Source organism: Thalassospira sp. MCCC 1A02898, from assembly GCF_001618185.1.
Classification (GTDB): Bacteria; Pseudomonadota; Alphaproteobacteria; order Rhodospirillales; family Thalassospiraceae; genus Thalassospira; species Thalassospira tepidiphila.
The window spans coordinates 563,371-578,153 of the sequence record NZ_LPXK01000013.1 but is presented as its reverse complement, the minus strand read 5'-3'; the positions used below and the strand labels follow the sequence as shown (position 1 = coordinate 578,153).

Here is a 14,783-nt window from a genome sequence, read left to right as displayed (position 1 = left end):
GTGACGAGACTTGAACTCGCGGCCTCCGGCGTGACAGGCCGGCGCTCTAACCAACTGAGCTACACCCGCATGGTGCGTGGCGCGGTTTTTAGCAGCCGGTCACAGGTGGTGCAAGCGCTTTTTTGCCATGATTTTTCAATTTTTAACCGCGTTCTTCCGGCGGTAGAAACCGACCCTGCATCGGGCACGTTAAAGTTCACCTGTCGGGCTTTGCGAGAGCAGGCAGGTGAGGGGGATATGTGGGATTGCTGGGCGCGCATAAGCACCATCTGAGACTGCATCCTGAAATGCTGCCCAGTGAGCGAGATCGTCTGCGGTCAAGAGGTGTGGGCTATTCGCGCGGTTCGGCGTAGCGTTCGGTCAGTTTGGTCAGGGCCGCGACAGTTGCCTGTTCGACGGTTGAGCCAAAACCGGTCACGCGGCCGGCCAGAATGACATAAAGCGAGTCGATGTGAAGCTGGATCACCAGCAGCTGTTTTTCGTTGGCCGTGGTGCGGTCGGCAACGAAGATTTCCATCGATTTTGCGATCTGGGTCATCAGGGGATACTGGAAGGTTCCGCCCAGGGCCTTGACCGAATAGGCAAGGTCATTTGCTGCGATGATGGCTTCTGGCCGCTTGGGCTTGTCGCGCAGGGCGTTGATTACCAGTTTGCGGCATTCCATAAGGTCCTTGCCGATGTCACGGACAAAGGTCTCGGAGCTGCGCTGTACAACCTGTTCGAGCTCTTCAAGCTGTTCAGTTGACAGGTTGATGTCAAATCCCTTGATGAAGTTGACAGCTTTGCGTTTCAGATCGGTCTGCGCAGGGATGATCTGCACATTCTTCTTTTTCTTAGGTTCTTCCGGCTTCACGATGGCTCCGCTTCCCCAGTCATAATGGGTCATTCGTCAAGGCTCCTACGATCAGGACCATCAAACTGGACCTGTCTGCGACGTCGGTCCGGGCCAAAATACGTTCCAGTGTTAATGAAACGTCTTGGTCGGGCGATGACCGAAACCAGACGGCTGTAAAGTGCCTTGGCGTTAAAGGGTTTGGCAAGAAATTCAGTAATCCCAAGGTCACGTGCCGTCGTCACATAACGCATCTCGGAATGTGCGGTCAGCATAATCACCGGAATGAACCGGTTTGGCGAATTGGTCGAATTGCGCATGACATCGAGGAATTCAAGGCCATCCATGCCGCGCAAGCGCCATTCACAAATCACGATGTCAATTTTTTCGGTGCGTAGTACGTCAAAGGCATTATTCGGCGATTTTACACGCTGTATATGACTGGCTCCGAGATAGGCGAGCGTGTCATAGACCACCTGAGCTGAAATCTTGTCCCCGTCAACGATCAGAAAACTAATCTTACTAAAGTCTATTTTCGCGTTCATCCGGCCTCGGTTCCTGAGCATCATCACGAAATGCGTCGCTGTTCAGGGGGATACAGCAGCAAATCTAACCAGTTGCTGATGTATAAACCCTTATACCTTTGTCTGGTTTCCAGCAAGGCCAAACCACTCTGTGTTCAGCCCGAAAATCTGACAAATACTGACCCCAAGCCAGTTGAAAAGTTAGAACAGACGACGTTTACGTCTTTTTGTTTTTGATGCTCGCGTCCGGTTTGAACACACCCAATATTGGGCCTTTTTTTTAATAGTAAAGAGGAAGATCTTTTTTATTTCATGGGCTTGGTGACGCCGTCGTCATCAATCACCTTAACGGCAACACCGGACTCCTCGAACATTTCGGTCGATATCTTCATATCCTGTTCCCAGCGTTCAAGAAAGTCCGGGGTTAGTTTCGACTTGTCGACATAGACCTCGGCAATGCCCGCCTGGATGATTGCGCGCGCGCAATCGCAGCACGGAAAGTGCGTTACATAAAGGGCGCAGCCATCAAGGGATGTGCCGGTGTAACTGGCATTATAAATCGCATTACGTTCGGCATGTTCGGTATAGGCGTATTTTTCCGGACGCTGATGGCGGCTTTCGACTTCGTCATCGACCCCGCGCGGAAACCCGTTATAGCCAACAGCACGAATTTCTTTTTTCGGGCCGATGACAACCGCACCGACCTGGGTGCTGCGGTCTTTTGACCAGTCTGCAATATGGGCTGCAAGTCCAAGAAAACGGTGGTGCCATTTGCTCATGAAAAGGGTCCTGTCTGCGCCTTAAAATTGGTCTGTTGGGCATTCGTTTTTGACCGGCACGTTTCACCGGTACGCGTTCTTTAAAGAAGGTGCTTCTTGTAATTGTCCAGCGAAAAATCACATTTTTGTAAAGGCATTTAATGAAAAGTCCCTGTTCAAATAGGGGCTGATTGATTATTAAGGGGATACCCCCAGAAAAGATCAGGACGCCTTTTCGTCTCGCCGCAGATGCAGGCCGAAGCGGGAAGGCTCACGTGTAAACCGAATAACAAGAGGTAGTAGCCGATGCGCCGTCAACGTAAGGCGAAGATCATCGCGACCCTGGGGCCGGCAAGTTCAAAGCCAGAAATCCTCGAGAAAATTGTGCAGACAGGTGTGGATGTGTTCCGCCTGAACTTCTCGCATGGGGAACACTCAGAACATCTGGCCCGTTTTGAAGCGATCCGTGTCGTCGAAGAAAAACTCGGCCGCCCGATCGGTATTTTGATGGATCTTCAAGGTCCAAAAATTCGTGTTGGCACCTTTGCCGACGGTGAAGTTGAACTCACCGCCGGTGATACGTTCAAATTCGATATGGACAAGAAGCCGGGTGACAACACGCGCGTGTCGCTTCCGCATCCGGAAGTCTATGCTGCGATCAAGCCGGGTGCGAACCTGCTGCTTGATGATGGCAAACTGCGCATGCGTGTCGAGAAATGCGACGACAAGTCGGCCGAATGTACCGTCATTACCGGTGGGCCGCTTTCCAACCGCAAGGGTGTAAACCTTCCGGATGTGATGTTGCCGCTTTCACCGCTGACCGAAAAGGACCGTGCCGATCTGGATTACGGTCTTGAGATGGGCGTTGATTTCGTGGCGCTTTCGTTTGTGCAGCGTCCCGAAGACGTTGCCGAGGCCCGCAAGATCATTCAGGGCCGTGCAGCCATCGTTTCCAAACTGGAAAAGCCGCAGGCGATTGATCACCTTGATGAGATTGTCGATCTGTCGGACATGATCATGGTTGCCCGTGGTGACCTTGGTGTCGAATGCCCGCCGGAAGACGTCCCGATCTTGCAGAAACGTATCATCAAAGCGTGCCGCGAGGCTGGCAAGCCGGTGATCGTTGCGACCCAGATGCTTGACTCGATGGTATCCAATCCGGCACCGACCCGTGCCGAAGCATCCGACGTTGCGACCGCGATCTATGACGGTGCCGATGCAGTGATGCTGTCAGCCGAAAGTGCGGTTGGTAAATATCCGCTTGAAACCGTTTCGATCATGGACCGTATCCTGCGCCGTGTAGAGCAGGACGATCTTTATTACCGTATGCGTGACGCCAACCGCCCGGATCCGGAACATAATGCCCCGGATGCAATCAGTGCAGCCGCCCGTCAGGTGGCGACCACCATTGGTGCGAAGGCCGTTGTTAACTATACCTCGTCCGGGTCGACGGCATTCCGTGCTGCACGTGAACGTCCGGAAGTGCCAATTCTTGGCCTGACCCCGCGGATTCAGACCGCACGTCGTCTGGCCCTGTGCTGGGGCGTGCATCCGGTCTTTACCCGTGATGCGACCAACTTTGCCGAAATGGTCGGAATCGCCACCGAAGTAGCAAAGCGTGAAGAATTTGCAGGACCGGGTGATTCGCTTGTTATCACCGCCGGTGTGCCGTTCGGAACACCAGGTGCGACCAATATTCTGCGCATTGCGTGGGTCGGCAATAATTAACGCAAGTGATTGCGTGAAACGATTTTCGGTGACGGGCGTCCTTTTGGGGCGCCCGTTTTCATTTGCGCATACTGCCAGAATTCCGTCGGCGCGCAGGTTTTTCGATGGCAACGGGCAGGAGGGGGCATAGCCCCCTGTATCGTTAATGTTTTTTTGAGTCTTTGCGCCGATAGTCATTCTGTAATCAAGGCTCTGTCTATTGATATGTGCCCTTGAGATTGGGTTATGAAAATTAGACGCCTTGTCTGGTTGTGTAACACTGTCAGTTTGGGTTAAGCTGTTCTGACAAAACACAAAAATAAGGCATCGCAACGTCGATGCCGATACGCCGCCAGGCACGGGACCAGGGGAATTACTGCGATAATGCTGAGTTGGATGTTCAATCGGCAGAAAAATGCGGGCGATGGGGGGCTTGATGATAAAGCCTCGGCCAAGCTGCGTGATCTGGCCGACACTGTTCGCACCATCGCACCTGAAACGTTTGGTTCTGATAAAGGTCGCGTTCAGGGTCGCGCGATTCCCCGCAGACATGTTTCCGAAAATAACACCGACGCATCGGCCCTTGAACACGCAGCCCGTCTTTCGTCTGAATTAGACGCGCTCGACGATGCCGAGGATGTACCTGATTTTGACAGCGATGTGCGTATGGATGTGGCGCGCCGTCTGCGTCGGCATCTGACAGATTTGAGCCCGTCTGAACGACTGGAAATGGTTGATGAGTTCGTTTCGGCGATTGCCAATATGGGCGACTGTTACCGCCCGCAGGTGATTGCGCTGATCGAACAGGAACTGGGCCATACACCGTATATGACCCGTCAGGCCGCAAATCGTTTGCGCCAGGATATTCAGGCGATTGGTCGGGTATCGATTGCCGATTATATCGAGCTTCTGAGCGATTCTGACTTCCTTGATATCATGCGCGGGCGCGGTGAATTCATTCAGACCGCAGCCGAACGCGAACGCGCCGAGCTTGAGGCCGCCGCCAAGGCCCGCCTGATCGAGCAGCAAGCGGAAAAGGAAAAGGGCGGTTTGTTGAACCGGTTGCTGTCATCTGATGACGCGCCGCGAAACGTTGTGCCGATGACGCCGCATTTTGTTGAAAAGACCGCAAAACCAAAGGTGCCGGAGAACGATATCCTCGGTGGTCAGAACCGCATTTCACGTCAGGCCCAGCGCCGCATTGCCCATTTCATCATGGCGTCCCTGTTTGACACACTGGTCGAGCAGGGCCGGATGCGGACCGAAGTTGCCCGCGCGTTGCGCCAGTCGGTCCGTCAACGGATTGAAAAGGCCCGTTTTGAAAACCGGATGCTGATGCCGTCGCGTGATAAAGACATGGATCTCGAGATCGCAGACAATGAAATGGTCGACAACGATGTCGTCGAGGCAACAGATGCCAAGATGACGATTGACCAGTATGTGCTTGATGCCCTGTCGCGCAATGACGATGCGCTGGTGGTGCAGGCACTTGCCCATTATGCGCAAATTCGCGCCAACGCCGTTTCCAAAATCCTTGATTCCGGCAGTGCCCGGGCGATCACAGCCCTTGCATGGCGGGCAGGGATGACCGCACCTGCGGCCGTCGTCTTGCAGATCAGCAACGGTATCCCGGAATCGGCAATTGAAAGCCCGGCGGCCGGTGGTCGTTTTGCAATGGCAGCTGCCGATATGGACTGGTACATCGATTTCTTTAGCGACATGAAGCCGGTGGCTTCGCGCACGAAGGTCGAAAAAGAAAGTGAACCTGCGCCGGCATCTGCACAGACGGCAAAGCCAAGCGGCAGGACCATGTCGCGCGGCCAGGGACTTCGACCGCGCAGCGGGCGCAACAGTGGCGGGCTCGAGGGGCTCGTCTCTGACAGGCGGTCCAAAGGTCTCAAAGAGGACTGAGTGCCATGAGCAGCAATCACGGCATCTCTTATGACGGGCTGAAACATGCCCTTAGCATCAAGGAAAGCTATCTGTCTGGCGAGCCGCTTACCGTGACCGGGGCGGCCAAACAGCAGCGCCTGTTGATGCCGGAACATTTGCTGAGCAACGACCTTGCCCTGATGCAATATGACGATCCGCTTGCCCTTGCCGTGATCGCAACCAGGGATCCTGAAAGCCCGATGGCCTTGGCGGCCGCGATCCGTATGGGGCCGCATGCCAAATGCAAGGAACTGATCACCGGGGTCTTTGAAGTCGTTTCCGAAGCAACCAAGCATGAACTGGTTGCCGATTGCGCCAAGCTTCTGACCAAGAACGCATTCAGCCCCGAAGCATTCCATCTTGTGCGCACACGCGCCTCCAATCACGTCGTGGAGATCCGCGAAGCCTATCGCCGGGCGATGGGGGATAACCTGCGCGCATTGCTGGATGGCAAGATGGCCGCGCGCGAGTTTGTCGAGGAATTCATTGAACTGGCATCAAATGGCAACCTTAGGATTGATATCTATCGCCGTCTGGTGATGAAACTGATGCGCTCAGATGCGGTGCGGCCAAGTGTGAAATTCATGCTGCTGGAACGCCTTGATCGTTTCCCGCAGATGGTAAAGCTTCAGATCGTCAATGAAGTCAATTCGGCACCCGATACGCCGGAATACCAGACCCTGAAGCAGGAATTGCGCTGGATCTACGAGGCAAAGCAGAAACAGCAGCTGCCACATGCCCAGCAAACGCCGATTAATGCATCGGGCAACGCGGATACATCCGGGCCGCGTATTACGGCGGCCGACCTTGTCGGGCGGTCACAGATCGATTTTGGCGCTGCTGCGGGCATGCATCGCCGCAACAGCATCATCAAACCGGCCGAGCCGACCTTGAAACGCAATGCGACGCCCAGCATCATGACCAGCGGCGGCTTCAGCACGCGCGAACTTTCTTCCTGGCTCAACTAGGGTTCAGGCCATTGGCTTTGCTTTAGATGCGCTTGGCGTGCGGCTAGCTTAGCATCTGTGATGTCGCGGTATTTGCCGGGACATGAACATGCAGGCCAGCCTGTTTTTCCAGATATACGGTACAAATCACGCGCACAAGCGATGCGAAATTCGGGATGTCACCGCGTTGGGCGACGACCTCGTCGTGGATCTTACCGAGAAACTGCGGGGTGCTGAAACCTTCACCCGCGGCGATTTCATCAAGAATCTGCCAGAAACGCAGCTCCAGGCGCAGGCTTGTGACAACACCATTGATCCGCACAGACCGGCTGACAGACTGATAAAGTTCCGGGTCAGTTCCAGAATAAATCTGACACATTTGAACGCCCTTTCCTGTTTGTGCCGCTGTTACGAGATGTGCAGCGGTTTTCTTTTTGTTTGGCGCAATGGTCGATCAAATGGCGCCCAAACGCAATCACCGTTTGGGCGCCGATACATTACAAATTGATTTCAGTGCCAAGAACCTTGAGGAAAGCCGCCATCCATTTCGGATGTGCCGGCCAAGCCGGTGCGGTCACCAGATTGCCGTCGATGCAGGCGTCATCAATGGCAATGTCGGCATAGGTACCGCCACCAAGTTTGACTTCCGGAGCGCAGGCCGGATAGGCGGAAACCTTACGACCCTTGATGATATCGGCTGCGGCAAGAAGTTGCGCACCATGGCAGACAGCAGCGATCGGTTTGTTGGCGGCATGGAAATCACGCACCAGACGAATGACATCTTCGTTCAGGCGCAGATATTCCGGTGCACGACCTCCGGGGATGACAAGCGCGTCATAGTTTTCTGCGCGCGCCGTTGCAAAATCGGCATTCAGGGCAAAGTTGTGGCCGCGCTTTTCGCTATAGGTCTGATCACCTTCGAAATCATGGATGGCTGTTGCAACCGTATCGCCGGCATTCTTGTCCGGGCAAACGGCGTCAACATGATGTCCAACCGCAAGCAAAGTCTGAAACGGCACCATGGTTTCGTAATCTTCGGCATAGTCGCCGGTGATCATCAGAATTTTTTTCGCAGACATGTTTTATCCTCCCGCTTGTTTTCATTTGCCGCTATTGGGCAAGGGCAGGGAACTATACGCCTGATACAAGCTGGGCGGGTAACAGCGGGGTACTACGTACGAGGAAGTTGACGTGGTGTACGTTTTAGCGTCCGTCGCCCAAACAAAAAAAGAGGCCCGTTGGGGCCTCTTTCTAAATGCGGTTTTGTGAATAAGCAGATCAGCTTTTGGATGCTGTCGGCTTTTTCGCAGCCGTGGTTTTGGTCGTCGTTTTCGACGCAGTTGAGCGCGAACGGGTGGCCGGTTTCTTTGCTGCGGTTTTTGCCGCCGGTTTGGTGGCCGGCTTTGCAATGGATTTTGCGGTGCTTGCGGTTTCTGCACTTTCGATGACGTGCAGGTCGCGCTGCGGGAAGGGAATAGAGAAACCGGCCGCTTCGAGTTCCGTTTTCGATTTACGGGTCAGATCGAAGAAGGTCGGCCAGAATTCACTGGTTGCAACCCAGCCGCGTGCGGTCAGATCGACCGAGCTTTCGCCAAGGGTGGCGACAAAGCTCATCGGTTCCGGATCCTTCAGTACGCGTTCATCGGATGCGACAAGGTTTTTAAGAAATTCGAGGGCCGCATCAACATCGTCATCATAGGAAATGCCAACCTTGATATCGAGGCGGCGGGTTGGATTGCGCGAATAGTTTTTGATCGCGCTATTCCAGATTTGCGAATTCGGGGCAGAAATAAACACACCATCCGGCGTTTTGAGCAAGGTGGTAAACAATGTTATTTCAACAACGGTGCCTGAAATCGAACCAGCTTCGATAAATTCATCAATTTTGAGCGGACGCAGGATAAGAATCATGACACCGGCGGCAATATTTGATAGTGTACCCTGCAGGGCAAGACCAATTGCCAGACCAGCGGCACCGAGAACGGCGATGATGCTGGTTGTTTCGACGCCGAAGTTCGACAGAACGGCGACGATTACGAAAATCAAGATCACGTAACGTACAATACTTGATGCAAGCGGCTTTAACGTCGCATCAACAAACTTTGTACTTTTTAGGGAATGGCGGACCAATGCAGCCGCCCGGCCGGCGACCCACCAGCCAACAATGAGTATCAGCACAGCGCCCAGCAAATCGAGGCCAAAGCCCAGTGCAAATCCTTTAAGCATTTCTGTGATGGTCGCTACATCGGTTTCGATCATTTGAACCTCGTCCGCTTCGTGTCATAATTGTGTTGATTGCTAACCATACTTCTGTATGAGATGATTAGCATTACAGTTTTGAGTGTGCTTGAAAAGTAGGACGCCAACACCATTTTTTACAAATGACTGGAACAAACCAGAATTCTGTTCGTTTAAGACCATAATTCCACCATCATTGGTGTTAAGTTATTAGCTGAAGAACAACCTTAATGACAGGGGTAAGACATGCAGATCAATCCGAAAATTCTTTGTGCTCTTGGTGGCGTTGCGCTTCTGAGTGCATGTAGCAGTGTGGACAATAGTGGCACCGCGGTACCTTATGGCGGTAACCCGTTCACCTACAGCAGCTCGGTCTCGTCTGCGCTCTCGTCCGAAGAGCCGACCACTGACTTCGGTAAAGCGCTTAAGGCCGAATATCTTGCATACGCACAGCGCGAAGCTGACGAATGGTATGACTTCTTCGATGCCGACTTCTTTGCGAAGAAAGCCGGTCGCGTAAGCGGTGATACCATCGTTCTTCCGGAAGATCCGGCAAACTGGCGCTTCTCTGATGAGGAAATTGCACAGAAACGCGCCGTCCGTGACGAACTTCTGGCCCTTCTTGATGACGGCAAGCGCGAAGCAATGCCGGCAACCGCAGCGATTGCACAGTCGCGTTATGACTGCTGGGTCGAGGAAAGCGAAGAAGGCTGGCAGACCGAGCTGATCAGCCAGTGCTGGAAAGATTTCGAAGCTGCAATGTCTGAGCTGCGTGCAGAACAGCCGGCCGTTGTTGTAGCCCCGGTTGCAGCTGCTGAGCCGCGTCTGTTCACCATCTTCTTCGATTTTGACAGCGTTGCGATCACCCCGGTTTCCGAGCGTGTTCTTGATGCAGCTGCTGAGCAGTGGGCATCCTCGATGGGTGACATCACCGTCGTTGGTCACGCCGATGCCGCCGGTCCGGCAGCATACAACCTGCGTCTGTCCGAGCGTCGTGCCGCAGCAGCCCTTAGCGAGCTGACCGGTCGCGGTGTGAAAGGCGACATGGTTTCGCAGGATGCTGTTGGTGAAGGCGATCTTCTGATCCCGACTCCGGATGGTGTTCGCGAGCCGCGTAACCGTCGTGTGACGATTTCTGTCGACTAATCACCGACATTTACCAAATCTTCGGCAACGAGGTGGCATAATGCCACCTCGTTGTTTTTCTATGTGGTTTTGACGATCTGGCGATTTTTCGCGGAAACAGGTGTTGAATTTGGGATTAATGTGAATAATCTCTGGATTGTATTCCTGATTTAAGTGAGAGGCGGGGACAAATGCTGAAGGCCATCAAGACGGTCTTTTCGCGGCGCTCGGGGGGCGTTGCTCTTGCAGTTGCCACACTGGCAGTTGCAACCATGTCGGTCTTGCCGACTGCGCGCGCGGCAGACAAAACACCGGTCGTTCCGTTTGAACGTTATTTCGCTGACTTGCGCGGCGACGGAAAGACCCTGCGTTTCAATGCGTTCTCCGGTGAAATTCCGGGCACGCGAATCAAGGAACTTCTGCGTTCTGGCCAGGTCATCGGGGATCGTATCCTGCTGGCAGAGGATGTCGCGGTTTATTTCCCGGATGGTTACATCGTCCAGTCGCAAACGAACTTTGCGAAATATGTGCCGAAATACGGCGTGAAGCCGAGTGAGGTTTCTGGTCGTGACGATCTGGTTGAAAACCCGCGTTATGCCCTGATCAATCGTTTCGATGTTATTTTGGGTCGTGAATGCGCGCGCACCGAATACGCCAATGGGTTTGCTGCCCTTCGCATCAAGCCGGATGGCGTGATGTCGCTGGTGCTTGAAACGGCCGGTCACTTTGACACGCTTGTTGATGAGCAAACAACGGCATATACCGTGACCAGTGCCGTGCAGCCGGTATTTATCGGCAACCAGGGCCTTGTTCCGGATCTGATTGCGCAGTGCGGGCTTAGCTAAGCTTTTCAAAGATGTTTTGAAACGACAAAGGCACCGGATGATCCGGTGCCTTTTTTGTTGTCGTAATGCAATGGCGTCCTGTCGGACAGGTACTTTAGGCCAGGCGCGGCAGTTCAATTGCCGGGCAGCGATCCATGACCGCGGTCATGCCGTTTGCCTTGGCCTTTGCGAAGGCCTCTGGATTGATCACGCCAAGCTGCATCCAGACCGACTTTGCACCGATTGCAATGGCGTCATCGACGACGCCAGCCGCGTCTTCGCTGTTACGGAAAATATCGACCATATCGACCGGATCGGCGATATCGGAAAGTTGTGCCACAACAGTCTGACCGTGAATCGTGTCGCCTTCCTGACCGGGATTGACCGGAATAACTCTGTATCCCTGATCAAGCAGGAACTTCATCACCCGGTTTGACGGGCGTTCCGGCTTGGGGCTGGCGCCCACAAGCGCGATGGTCTTTGTCGTTTCCAGAAGCGTTTTGATTTCCGGGTCGGTGGGATTTTGAAATTCGGCCATTTGGGTTCATCCACTTAGGGTGATCACTGTGTATGAATGTTATATGAGTGGTGGCTTGCTGCAACGTTGATATGCGTCACTAAGCATATCATGGGCGTGCGAATGACTGCCCTCGCGGAAAGTTGATGGCAATTTAAGTGACGGCGACCACCAAATGCTTTTTGACTGGGGGATCGGCGAAACCTGACAGGGTTATTTTGTATGTATCCATGGCTTGATCCATCCGGGCGGTTTTCCTTTTTCAAACTGGCTGTCTTTGTTGCACTTCTTGTGCCAGGCATCGTGTTATTGTGGCCGGTCATTGCCGGGGGCGGGGCAACCATCCCGGTCAAGGAAGCCATTCTGGAAAGCGGTGAATGGACCATCCGGATATTACTGATCACGCTTCTGGTGACACCGCTTCGCCGAATAACCCGATTTTCAAAACTGGTACAGGTGCGCCGCCAAATTGGTGTGGCTGCCTTTTGCTATGTAATGATCCATTTCGGCCTGTATGCGATCAGCCAGAACCTTGATCTTGGCCGCATTGCCAGCGAGATCGTTTTGCGGATTTATCTGACAATCGGGTTCGTCGCCCTGATCGGGCTGGCGGTTTTGACCGCGACGTCCACCAAATCAGCAATGCGCAGACTGGGGGCCAAGTGGGTGCGCCTGCATAAACTGATTTATCCGATTGCCGTGCTTGGCGTGGTGCATTTCTTTTTGCAGTCCAAGGTCGATGTCAGTGAAGCAACGCTGATGGCAGGGATGTTTGTTGGCCTGATGCTGTATCGCTTTGCCCATTGGCGGGGATGGTCGCTTAGATCCACTGTGACTTTGTCTGTCATTGCGGTGATTGCCGGATTGGCAACAGCCGGCATTGAATATGCATGGTATGCCTTGGCGACCGGTATTCCTGCCGATCGCGTGGTTGCCGCCAATCTTGAATGGATGTGGCCGTTACGTCCGGCATGGAATGTGGTGTTGGCCGGCGTCGCGATCAGTGTGATTTCTTTGTTCGGGCGAGATAAACCGGCAAGGAGCTGGATTATCCGGCTCGTTGGCAATAACAGCGTCACCGCCGAAGCATCATCGCGTTAAGTGGCATAGCCCGCCATGTCTGCGGTTTCGTGAAATTCCGGTCCACCGTCGGCTGACCGACAGTGGACCGAAACGATTGGCTTTATTCCGAGCGAATCTTGCTTAGGAAGTTGTTGGTTTCTCGACGCAGATTGACCGAGTATTCCATCAGTTCATGGGCCGATTTCAGAACCGTGTCGGCACTTTCGGTCGAACGGACAGCGGCCGCACTGACCAAGCTGATGCTTTCGGTCACACCGCTGGTCCCGACAGAAGCATTTTCAACACTGCCGGAAATCTCCTGCGTCGCAGCACCTTGTTCTTCGACCGCCGCCGCGATGGCGGATGCGCTTTCGTTAAGTTCACCGACAATATCGGTGATCTCGTTGATTGCGGTTGAGGACAGCTTGGTCGCGTTCTGGATACTTTCGATCTGCTCGGAAATTTCCTGTGTTGCGCGACTGGTTTGGGATGCAAGGTTTTTGACCTCGTTGGCGACAACAGCAAAACCCTTGCCAGCTTCGCCAGCACGGGCGGCCTCGATCGTGGCATTCAGGGCCAGAAGGTTGGTCTGGGCTGCGATGTCGTTGATCAGGGCGATGACATCGCCAATACGTGCTGAGGCCTCAACAAGGCCATCCACCGTTTCGCGTGTGCTGGTTGCCTTGTTTGAGACATTGGCGGCTACCTCGCTTGAATGGTTGGCCTGACGGCTGATCTCCGTGATGGAGGCAGACAGTTCCTCGGACGAGGCCGCAACGGTCGCAACGTTGTTCGAGGCATTTTGCGCAGCATCCATGCCGATCTTTGCCTGTTGGGTTGTTTCATCAGCCGTTCCAGACATGACGCGGGATGCGTCATCCATGTCGCGCGCCGCGTTTTCAAGGCCGTCGATGATGGCACCGACCGTATTTTCAAATTCATCGGCAAGTTTGCGGCCGAGAGTCTTTTTCTCTTCCTCGTTTTTCCGACGCAGTTCTTGTTGTTCGGCCTCAAGGCTTTTCATGCGCTGTGCGTTGGTCTGGAAAATGGTGACCGCGCTGGCCATTTCGCCGATTTCGTCCTTTTGATCCTTTGCCGGGACTTCGGTGTCGAGTTCGCCGCCAGCGATCTTGTTCATGGCCGCGGTCATGGCCCGGATCGGATGAGATATCGACCGGTTGACGCTAAAGGCGATCAGAAGTGCGACCAAAAGGGTCACAATACTTACACCCAATGACAGGGTGGTGGCGTCGTTGATCGCGCTTGCAAAGAAACTGCGATCAATGCCCATGACCACAATGCCAAGGTTTTGTCCGCTGAAATCCGTGATCGGGCGCGCCATCAGGGCCAGTTCGGTGCCCTCGGCATCCTTAGGGGCAAGGATCTGTTCGCCGTCACGTGCCGCGGCAAGGGTGGGCGATGCGATATCAAGGAAACCTTCCGGGAAGGTGGAGGCGAAGACTTCAAAGGTGCCGTCACGGTCAATCAGCAGGGCCGCGTCGGTGTTGGAATGTGCCTTGAAGTTCTCAAAGAAGGCCGGACCAAAGGATAATCCAAATTCAACCGAGCCGACATGCGTCCCATCGTTGAAAACAGGCGTGACACCGCGCATGCCAAGACCAGCAACACCGACTTCCAGGCCGCTGATGGGTTGTTGTTTTGTATTGGTTTCAACCACTGTCTTGCGGAACGAAGACAGATCGTCACCGAATTTATCGAGCTTATGAACCCTAAGGAACGAGATCGCCGGGGCCTTATGGAACTGGAACTGACGCACGCCATGGTTTTCTTTGAGTTCAGCGAAGCCAGGGCCGAAAATATCGGCCAGCGTATCGCGGTCATCTTCTGCCATGGCTTTCTGGGCGGCGGGAATGGTTGCAGCAAAATCCGCCATCGCAAGCGCACGCGAAGCTTCCATGTCCAGCGCGCTTCGCAACTTTTCGAAATTGACGCGCAGTTCGCGTTGTTCAGCACCGGCGACAATGTCACGTTCAATGGAAAGATTGATAAGCCCGATCACCAATGCCGTCGCAAAGGTTATAAAGATCATCGCGATACTTAGTCGCGGACCTATTTTCAAAGATTTCAGCATGTCCACACTTCCCCGCCTATCTATTGTTTTTCTTAGAAGAATTATAAATATTCATTCTTCTGAAGACTTGCGGAGATCATCTAAACTCAACTTTGAGTTTATGTGAATACCAAAAAATACGGGTATTTATATATCTAAAGGTTATAATGTTGCGGTGAACATAGGAAAACCTCCAAACAATTGCCTGAAGCAAATTTTTGACGATTGGAGGAGGCGACGGTTTTT

15 protein-coding genes are annotated in these 14,783 nt (G+C 53.7%); 7 read left to right on the top strand and 8 right to left on the bottom strand.

Annotation, left to right across the window (positions count from 1 at the left end; genetic code table 11):
• The coding region (locus AUQ41_RS21260) for a hypothetical protein (RefSeq protein ID WP_232308473.1) at window positions 1–273 on the top strand (273 nt) is incomplete at its 5' end.
• Window positions 274–331: 58 nt separating this feature from the next.
• Here the strand turns inward: AUQ41_RS21260 and AUQ41_RS19395 are convergent.
• The 3 genes from AUQ41_RS19395 to AUQ41_RS19385 all read right to left on the bottom strand — a co-directional run bounded on the left by AUQ41_RS19395 (window position 332) and on the right by AUQ41_RS19385 (window position 2,135).
• Window positions 332–886, bottom strand: a complete 555-nt coding sequence (locus AUQ41_RS19395; RefSeq protein ID WP_063090091.1) for a hypothetical protein — start codon at window positions 884–886, stop codon at window positions 332–334.
• A complete protein-coding gene (locus tag AUQ41_RS19390) occupies window positions 883–1,377 on the bottom strand; it encodes a response regulator (RefSeq protein WP_008890966.1) in 495 nt (164 codons plus the stop codon). Before AUQ41_RS19390 ends, AUQ41_RS19395 begins: the two co-directional genes overlap by 4 nt.
• Window positions 1,378–1,661: 284 nt before the next feature.
• Window positions 1,662–2,135, bottom strand: coding sequence for a dCMP deaminase family protein (locus AUQ41_RS19385; RefSeq protein WP_008890965.1), 474 nt, complete (start codon window positions 2,133–2,135; stop codon window positions 1,662–1,664).
• Between the two features lie 285 nt (window positions 2,136–2,420).
• Here AUQ41_RS19385 and pyk point away from each other — a divergent pair, with 285 nt between their 5' ends.
• The 3 genes from pyk to AUQ41_RS19370 all read left to right on the top strand — a co-directional run bounded on the left by pyk (window position 2,421) and on the right by AUQ41_RS19370 (window position 6,721).
• A complete protein-coding gene (gene pyk, locus AUQ41_RS19380; protein ID WP_008890964.1) occupies window positions 2,421–3,842 on the top strand; it encodes a pyruvate kinase in 1,422 nt (473 codons plus the stop codon).
• A 363-nt stretch (window positions 3,843–4,205) separates the two neighbouring features.
• Complete coding sequence (locus tag AUQ41_RS19375; RefSeq protein WP_063090089.1) at window positions 4,206–5,732, top strand: DUF2336 domain-containing protein; 1,527 nt, start codon at window positions 4,206–4,208, stop codon at window positions 5,730–5,732.
• Window positions 5,733–5,737: 5 nt separating this feature from the next.
• Complete coding sequence (locus AUQ41_RS19370; RefSeq protein WP_063090087.1) at window positions 5,738–6,721, top strand: hypothetical protein; 984 nt, start codon at window positions 5,738–5,740, stop codon at window positions 6,719–6,721.
• 43 nt (window positions 6,722–6,764) lie between these two features.
• Here the strand turns inward: AUQ41_RS19370 and AUQ41_RS19365 are convergent, their stop codons facing one another.
• The 3 genes from AUQ41_RS19365 to AUQ41_RS19355 form a co-directional block, all read right to left on the bottom strand.
• A complete protein-coding gene (locus AUQ41_RS19365; RefSeq protein WP_008890961.1) occupies window positions 6,765–7,079 on the bottom strand; it encodes a ribbon-helix-helix domain-containing protein in 315 nt (104 codons plus the stop codon).
• 118 nt (window positions 7,080–7,197) lie between these two features.
• Complete coding sequence (locus tag AUQ41_RS19360; RefSeq protein WP_063090085.1) at window positions 7,198–7,779, bottom strand: DJ-1/PfpI family protein; 582 nt, start codon at window positions 7,777–7,779, stop codon at window positions 7,198–7,200.
• A gap of 199 nt (window positions 7,780–7,978) precedes the next feature.
• Complete coding sequence (locus tag AUQ41_RS19355; protein WP_063090083.1) at window positions 7,979–8,959, bottom strand: mechanosensitive ion channel family protein; 981 nt, start codon at window positions 8,957–8,959, stop codon at window positions 7,979–7,981.
• Window positions 8,960–9,184: 225 nt separating this feature from the next.
• Between AUQ41_RS19355 and AUQ41_RS19350 the strand changes: the two genes are divergently transcribed.
• The gene (locus AUQ41_RS19350) at window positions 9,185–10,084 is read left to right on the top strand and encodes an OmpA family protein (RefSeq protein WP_063090081.1); all 900 of its coding nucleotides are present in this window, start codon (window positions 9,185–9,187) and stop codon (window positions 10,082–10,084) included.
• Window positions 10,085–10,254: 170 nt separating this feature from the next.
• The gene (locus tag AUQ41_RS19345; RefSeq protein ID WP_063090079.1) at window positions 10,255–10,908 is read left to right on the top strand and encodes a hypothetical protein; all 654 of its coding nucleotides are present in this window, start codon (window positions 10,255–10,257) and stop codon (window positions 10,906–10,908) included.
• 94 nt (window positions 10,909–11,002) lie between these two features.
• On the opposite strand, the gene AUQ41_RS19340 is transcribed toward AUQ41_RS19345, so the two are convergent.
• Window positions 11,003–11,425, bottom strand: a complete 423-nt coding sequence (locus AUQ41_RS19340) for a CoA-binding protein (protein ID WP_063090077.1) — start codon at window positions 11,423–11,425, stop codon at window positions 11,003–11,005.
• 201 nt (window positions 11,426–11,626) lie between these two features.
• Between AUQ41_RS19340 and AUQ41_RS19335 the strand changes: the two genes are divergently transcribed.
• Window positions 11,627–12,505 (top strand): sulfite oxidase heme-binding subunit YedZ, encoded by an 879-nt coding sequence (locus tag AUQ41_RS19335; RefSeq protein ID WP_063090075.1) that lies wholly within the window; start codon window positions 11,627–11,629, stop codon window positions 12,503–12,505.
• Between the two features lie 82 nt (window positions 12,506–12,587).
• Here the strand turns inward: AUQ41_RS19335 and AUQ41_RS19330 are convergent, their stop codons facing one another.
• Window positions 12,588–14,558, bottom strand: coding sequence for a methyl-accepting chemotaxis protein (locus AUQ41_RS19330; RefSeq protein WP_083952753.1), 1,971 nt, complete (start codon window positions 14,556–14,558; stop codon window positions 12,588–12,590).
• Between the last annotated feature and the right edge of the window lie 225 nt (window positions 14,559–14,783).